The sequence below is a fragment of the Tropicimonas sp. genome, assembly GCF_047971885.1.
Lineage (GTDB): Bacteria > Pseudomonadota > Alphaproteobacteria > Rhodobacterales > Rhodobacteraceae > Tropicimonas.
Map to the genome: position 1 here is coordinate 1 of NZ_JBKEAE010000137.1, position 5594 is coordinate 5594.

At 67.1% G+C, this 5594-nt stretch carries 7 protein-coding genes; 3 read left to right on the forward strand and 4 right to left on the reverse strand.

What is annotated here, in order from left to right; genetic code table 11:
• Together ACK5IR_RS11815 and ACK5IR_RS11820 are read right to left on the reverse strand one after the other, a co-directional pair.
• Nucleotides 1-305, reverse strand: a 305-nt coding sequence (locus tag ACK5IR_RS11815; RefSeq protein ID WP_416929132.1) for a TfoX/Sxy family protein, incomplete at its 3' end; no start/stop codon positions are given.
• Between the two features lie 90 nt (nucleotides 306-395).
• Nucleotides 396-1643: a sarcosine oxidase subunit beta family protein gene (locus tag ACK5IR_RS11820; protein ID WP_416929134.1), complete on the reverse strand. Its 1248-nt coding sequence runs from the start codon at nucleotides 1641-1643 to the stop codon at nucleotides 396-398.
• 195 nt (nucleotides 1644-1838) lie between these two features.
• On the opposite strand from ACK5IR_RS11820, the gene ccmI reads away from it, so the two are divergent.
• The 3 genes from ccmI to ACK5IR_RS11835 are packed head-to-tail and all read left to right on the forward strand — an operon-like array spanning nucleotide 1839 to nucleotide 4068.
• Complete coding sequence (gene ccmI / locus ACK5IR_RS11825) at nucleotides 1839-3347, forward strand: c-type cytochrome biogenesis protein CcmI (protein ID WP_416929136.1); 1509 nt, start codon at nucleotides 1839-1841, stop codon at nucleotides 3345-3347.
• A gap of 5 nt (nucleotides 3348-3352) precedes the next feature.
• A complete protein-coding gene (gene ruvX, locus ACK5IR_RS11830; protein ID WP_416929138.1) occupies nucleotides 3353-3829 on the forward strand; it encodes a Holliday junction resolvase RuvX in 477 nt (158 codons plus the stop codon).
• Entirely contained in the window at nucleotides 3826-4068 is a 243-nt protein-coding gene (locus ACK5IR_RS11835; RefSeq protein WP_416929140.1) for a DUF1289 domain-containing protein, read from the forward strand. Before ruvX ends, ACK5IR_RS11835 begins: the two co-directional genes overlap by 4 nt.
• 37 nt (nucleotides 4069-4105) lie before the next feature.
• Here ACK5IR_RS11835 and ACK5IR_RS11840 read toward each other — a convergent pair whose 3' ends face one another.
• The gene (locus tag ACK5IR_RS11840; RefSeq protein WP_416929142.1) at nucleotides 4106-4834 is read right to left on the reverse strand and encodes an STAS/SEC14 domain-containing protein; all 729 of its coding nucleotides are present in this window, start codon (nucleotides 4832-4834) and stop codon (nucleotides 4106-4108) included.
• A gap of 92 nt (nucleotides 4835-4926) precedes the next feature.
• Nucleotides 4927-5594: tRNA-dihydrouridine synthase (locus tag ACK5IR_RS11845; protein ID WP_416929144.1), on the reverse strand; the 668-nt coding region annotated here is incomplete at its 5' end.

Here is a 5594-nt window from a genome sequence, read left to right on the forward strand (position 1 = left end):
AAGGCGAACGACATCTCGGTCAGCGTCTCGCGGGTGAGATCGTCATCGAAACCGTCGTCGTCGAGACGGACGAAACCGCCCATGGGCCGCGCGCCGTTCATCATCCGCGTAACACCGGGCAGCGCGAGCGCGCGCTCAAGTCCCGCCTTGCCCGGGCGATAGAAAGCGCCGCTCGAGTCCAACCCGGCAACCATGTTTCCATGGATCAGAAAACACAATGCGCCGAACATCCGTTTCTCGGACAGGCCCGGCTCGAACCCGAGATCGCTGCGCAGCGTTTCGGCCATCTGTTCAGAAATCGCCATCGTGCCCCTCGCTCAGGACGCGCGCGGGCGCGGGCATCACCGGCGCTTGCCGGCCCGGCACCCCTGCCGATATCCGCGCGGATTTTCGCATCAGTGCGCCACCCCCGCCGCCACGCTTTCGTCTATGAACCGCCCCTCGCGGAAGCGGTTCAGGCCGAATTCGGCGGCCAGCGGCCCGGGCTCGCCGTTGGCCACCAGTTCGGCCATCGCCCAGCCCGAGCCGGGGATGGACTTGAAGCCGCCGGTACCCCAGCCGGCGTTGATGTAGCAATTGCCGAGCGGCGTTTTCGAGATGATGGGCGAGCGGTCGCCCGTCATGTCGACGATGCCGCCCCACTGGCGCATCATCTTCAGCCGCGAGATCACCGGGAAGGTCTCGATCAGGGCGCGCACGGTCTCCTCGATGTGGTGGAAGCTGCCGCGCTGGGTGTAGTTGTTGCAGCCGTCCGCACCGCCGCCGATCACCAGTTCGCCCTTGTCCGACTGGCTCATGTAGCCGTGCACGGTATTGGCCATGACCACGCAGTCGATACAGGGTTTGATCGGTTCGGAGACCAGCGCCTGAAGCGCCACCGATTCGATTGGCAGGCGGAAGCCGGCCATCCCGGCCAGATGCCCCGAATGCCCCGCCACCACGATAGCCAGCTTGTAGCAGTCGATATCGCCGCGCGTCGTCGTCACCCCGACAACCGTTCCGGCGACGCGGCGGATGCCGGTCACCTCGCATTTCTGGATGATGTCCATGCCCATCGCCGAACAGGCACGCGCATAGCCCCAGGCCACCGCATCGTGACGCGCGGTACCGCCGCGCGGCTGCCACAGACCGCCCAGCACCGGATAGCGCGGCCCGTCGATATTGATGATCGGCACGATTTCCTTCACCCGTTCGGGGCCGACGAATTCGGTCGCCACCCCCTGCAGCACGTTGGCGTGGGCGGTGCGCAGGTAGCCGCGCACCTCGTGCCGGGTCTGCGCCAGCATCAGCACGCCGCGCGGGCTGAACATCAGGTTGTAGTTCAGGCGCTGGCCAAGATCCTCGTAAAGGCTGCGCGCCTTTTCATAGATCGCCGCCGACGGGTCCTGCAGGTAGTTGGAGCGGATGATCGTCGTGTTGCGCCCGGTGTTGCCGCCGCCCAGCCAGCCCTTGTCGAGCACCGCAACATCGGTAATGCCGAAATTCCGCCCGAGGTAATAGGCGGTGGCAAGCCCGTGCCCGCCTGCCCCGATCACGATCACCTTGTAGCTTTTCTTCGGCTCGGGCGATTTCCACGCGCGCTGCCAGCCACTGTTGTGGCGGAGCGCTTCGCGGGCGATGGCAAAGGCGGAGTAGCGGCGCATGACGTACCTCGGCTTGGTCGGCGGGCTGTGGCAACGCTACAAGTTCTGGCTCCGAAAACGAAGGGGCTGCTGCCAGAGTGCGGCAACTTGCGGGCCGGAAACGACTCCGTGATGGGTCCGGTGTCGCAGAGGGGTTTGCCCCGGCAGCAAGAGAAGATACATGGGCGCTGACGTGCACGGACGCCGGGAGGCCCAATGACATTCTGGATGATAGCGGGGGTTCTTGCCCTGATCGCAGCTTTCCTGGTCGGTCGCGTCATGCTCCGGCCGCCGGCGCGGATGGACGGGGGAATGGAACAGGTCGATATTCAGGTCTACCGCGATCAGCTTCAGTCGGTGGAAAAGGACCTTGCGCGCGGCGTTGTCGCACCCGGCGATGCCGAGCGCCTGCGCACCGAAATCAAGCGCCGCATACTTGACGCCGACAAGGCGCGCAGCGGCCCGATGGCGCGCGCGCCGCGCAACCTGAGCCTTGCCGCCGCCGCGCTGGCCGGCGTTGCGATCATCGGCGGTTCGTTCTGGGTCTATCAGTCGCTCGGCGCGCCCGGCTATCCCGACCAGCCGATGAAAAAGCGCCTCGCCGAGGCCGAGGAACTGCGCGCCGGCCGCCCCGGCCAGGCCGAAGCCGAACGGATGATGCCCGCCACGCCCGCCCCCGAGGTTCCGGCCGATTACGCCGAACTGATCGGCAAGCTGCGCGATACCGTTGCCGAACGCCCCGACGATCTGGCGGGCTGGCAGTTGCTGGCCCGGCAGGAGGCACAGATCGGCAACCTGACCGGCGCCTACGCGGCGCAGCGCAGGGTCATCGACCTGAAAGGCGATGCCGCGACCGCACAGGACTATGCAACCTATGCGACGATGATGGTTCAGGCGGCGGGCGGGCTGGTTTCGGCCGAAGCCGTCGAGGCGCTCTCGGAAGCGCGCAGCCGCAACCCGGCCGACCCCATCGTGCGCTATTTCACCGGCCTGCTCTACGCCCAGACCGGACGGCCCGACCTGACCTTCCAGATCTGGGAGCCGCTTCTGCGCGAGGGTCCGCCCGACGCGCCGTGGAGCCGTGCCATCCACCCCGCCATAGAAGAAATCGCCGCGATGGCGGGAATCCGCTATCAGGCACCGCCTGCGCCAACCCCGCCGATAGCCGGACCGACGGCGGAAGACATGGCAGCGGCAGCCGAAATGACGGGCGATGACCGCGAGCAGATGATCCGCGGCATGGTCGACCAGCTTTCCGAACGGCTGGCCAGCCAGGGCGGCACACCCGACGAATGGGCGCAACTTATCCAGGCGCTTGGCGTGCTGGGCGAAACCGAACGTGCGGCGGCAATCTGGGGCGAGGCGCAACAGGTCTTTCCCGACCCTGCGACGCTGGCGCCGATACGGCGGGTGGCGGAACAGTCCGGCCTTGCGGGCAACGGGCTGCCCGAACCGGCGCCCGCCGCAAACGCCGGCGCTGCCGGGTCGGTGCCGCCGGCAGAGGCTGCACCAGACATGGACGACGCGATCGCGCAACTGGCGGCACGGCTCGAAACACAGGGCGGCCCGGCAACCGACTGGGCCATGCTGATCCGGTCACTTGGCGTCATGGGAAACCGCGATGAAGCTGCGGCGGCATGGGAAAAGGCCCGGGCCGCCTTTGCCGACCCCGAGCAGCTGAACCTGATCCGCGAGGCTGCCCGTGCCGCCGGTGTCACGGACTGACGCCGATGATCTGCGAGGATATTGCGGATTTCGCCACCCTGCTGCCGCCGATGCGGCCGGTTGCGGGGCTTGACCTCGGCACGGCAACGATCGGCGTTGCGGTGTCCGACCGGCTGCTTTCGACGGCAACGCCGGTCGAGACCATCCGGCGGCGCAAGTTCACCCAGGATGCTGCGGCGCTGCTGGATTTGCTCGCCAGCCGCGATGCGGGCGGGATTGTGCTGGGCCTGCCGCGCAACATGGACGGCAGCGAGGGGCCGCGCTGCCAGTCGACCCGCGCCTTTGCGCGCAACCTGTCGGCGCGGACCGATCTGCCGATCACCTACTGGGACGAGCGCCTGTCCACCGTCGCCGCCGAACGGGCGCTGCTGGAGGCGGATACGTCGCGCAAACGTCGCTCCGAGGTGATCGACCATGTTGCCGCCGGGTTTATCCTGCAAGGGGCGCTCGACCGGATGGCAAACCTGAGGCATTCATCGTGAAAGACACCGACGACAGCGCGATCTGGCAAAGGGACGAGCCCGACTCGCCCTGCGTCAGGGTCTGCGTGATCCACCCGGCCGAGGGCATCTGCGCCGGCTGCCTGCGGACGCGTGACGAGATCGCAGCCTGGCGTTGCATGACGCCCGAGGCGCGCCGCGCCGTGATGGACCTGCTTCCCGAACGTGCCCCGCGCCTGAAAAAGCGCCGCGGCGGCCGCGCCGCACGGCGGGCGGGCTGAACCCTGCGGCAGCCCGCACCGGCCGCATGCGAATCGGTTATTGTGCCATGATCCACGCCTTGGCTTCCTCGTAGCGTTCGCCCTCGAAGAAGCGGATATCGGCCTTGACGAAGCGCGACATCACCCGCTCGGCCAGCCGCTGCCAGTCCGTGTTGCCGACCACGGCGATATGGTTGGGAATATCGTAGTGATCGCGGATCAGCTTGAAATGCTGCGCCAGCGCATCCAGCCCCTGCCAGCCGTCGAAACCGCGCAGGTCGACCAGCACGTCGACCCCGCCCTCGCGATTGATGAAGGCGTTGATGTCCTGCTCGCCGTCGGTGATCGACAGGGAATCGAGCTTGCCGAGAAAGGCGACCTCAAGATGCCGGCCGCCCAGATCGATGGTGTGCAGCGCCCCGAGCGATTCGGCCAGCCACCGCCGGGCAGCGTCCAGTTCGTCCAGCGGAAACACCATGACCGGACACGGCATCATGACGGCGACCCATTTCATCGTGTCGCGGGCAGAGTCGGAATCGGTGACCACGGCAATCCGGTCGAACCCGCGCCAGTGGCGAAGCCCCATCTGCATGTCATCCTTGAGGGCTTCGGCGTCGTAGCCTTCGAACCCCGGCCCGACCTGCACCAGAACGCGCACCGGATCGCCGTATTCGGTGGCCTTGTTCATCGCCGGCACCAGAACATTCTTGTAATCGTCACCGGTGACACGGCCGATGATCCGGAACTCAAGCGTCCCTTCCGGCCGACCGTCAATTTGCTCGATCATCGCTTTTCTCCCACAAGTCGATACTCCGGGCGACAGCGCCCGGCGGAAGTGTAACCGCATCGGCCCGTTGCGAGAATGCGCGGAATTGTCGGTTATCGGTGGACGGACGCGCCACCCTGCGCAAGTGGTGGCACCGGATGCGGATTGCGCATCGCGGCGAGCGCGGCATCCAGCACCTCCAGCCCGGCGGCGGTCTGCGCCGCCCCCTCGCTGAGGATCCGCCGCCAGTTGCGCGCCCCGGGTTGCCCCGCGAACAGCCCCAGCATGTGGCGGGTCACCGAGTGAAGCCGCCCGCCGCCTTCGAGATGCCGGGCGATATAGGGCCGCATTTCCTCGGCGGCATCGAACGCGGTCTTCGCCGGCGTCTCCCGGTCAAAAATCGCCCGGTCAGCACCAAGCAGGATTTCGGCCGGGCGGTAATAGGCGGCCCGGCCGATCATCACCCCGTCCAGCCCCGCGTCAAGCTGCGCGCGCGCCTCGGCCAGCGTGCCTATTCCGCCGTTGACCGAAATATGCAGGTCGGGAAAATCGCGTTTCATGCAGTTGACCAGCGGGTAGTCGAGCGGCGGAATATCCCGGTTCTCGCGCGGGCTCAGCCCCTGCAGCCAAGCTTTGCGGGCGTGGATCGTCACCCGCCTTACCCCCGCCTCGCGGATGGTTGCGAGAAACACGGGCAAGGCCTCTTCGGGGATCTGGTCGTCAACCCCGATGCGGCACTTGACGGTTACGGGAATGCGCACCGCCGCCATCATCGCCGCCA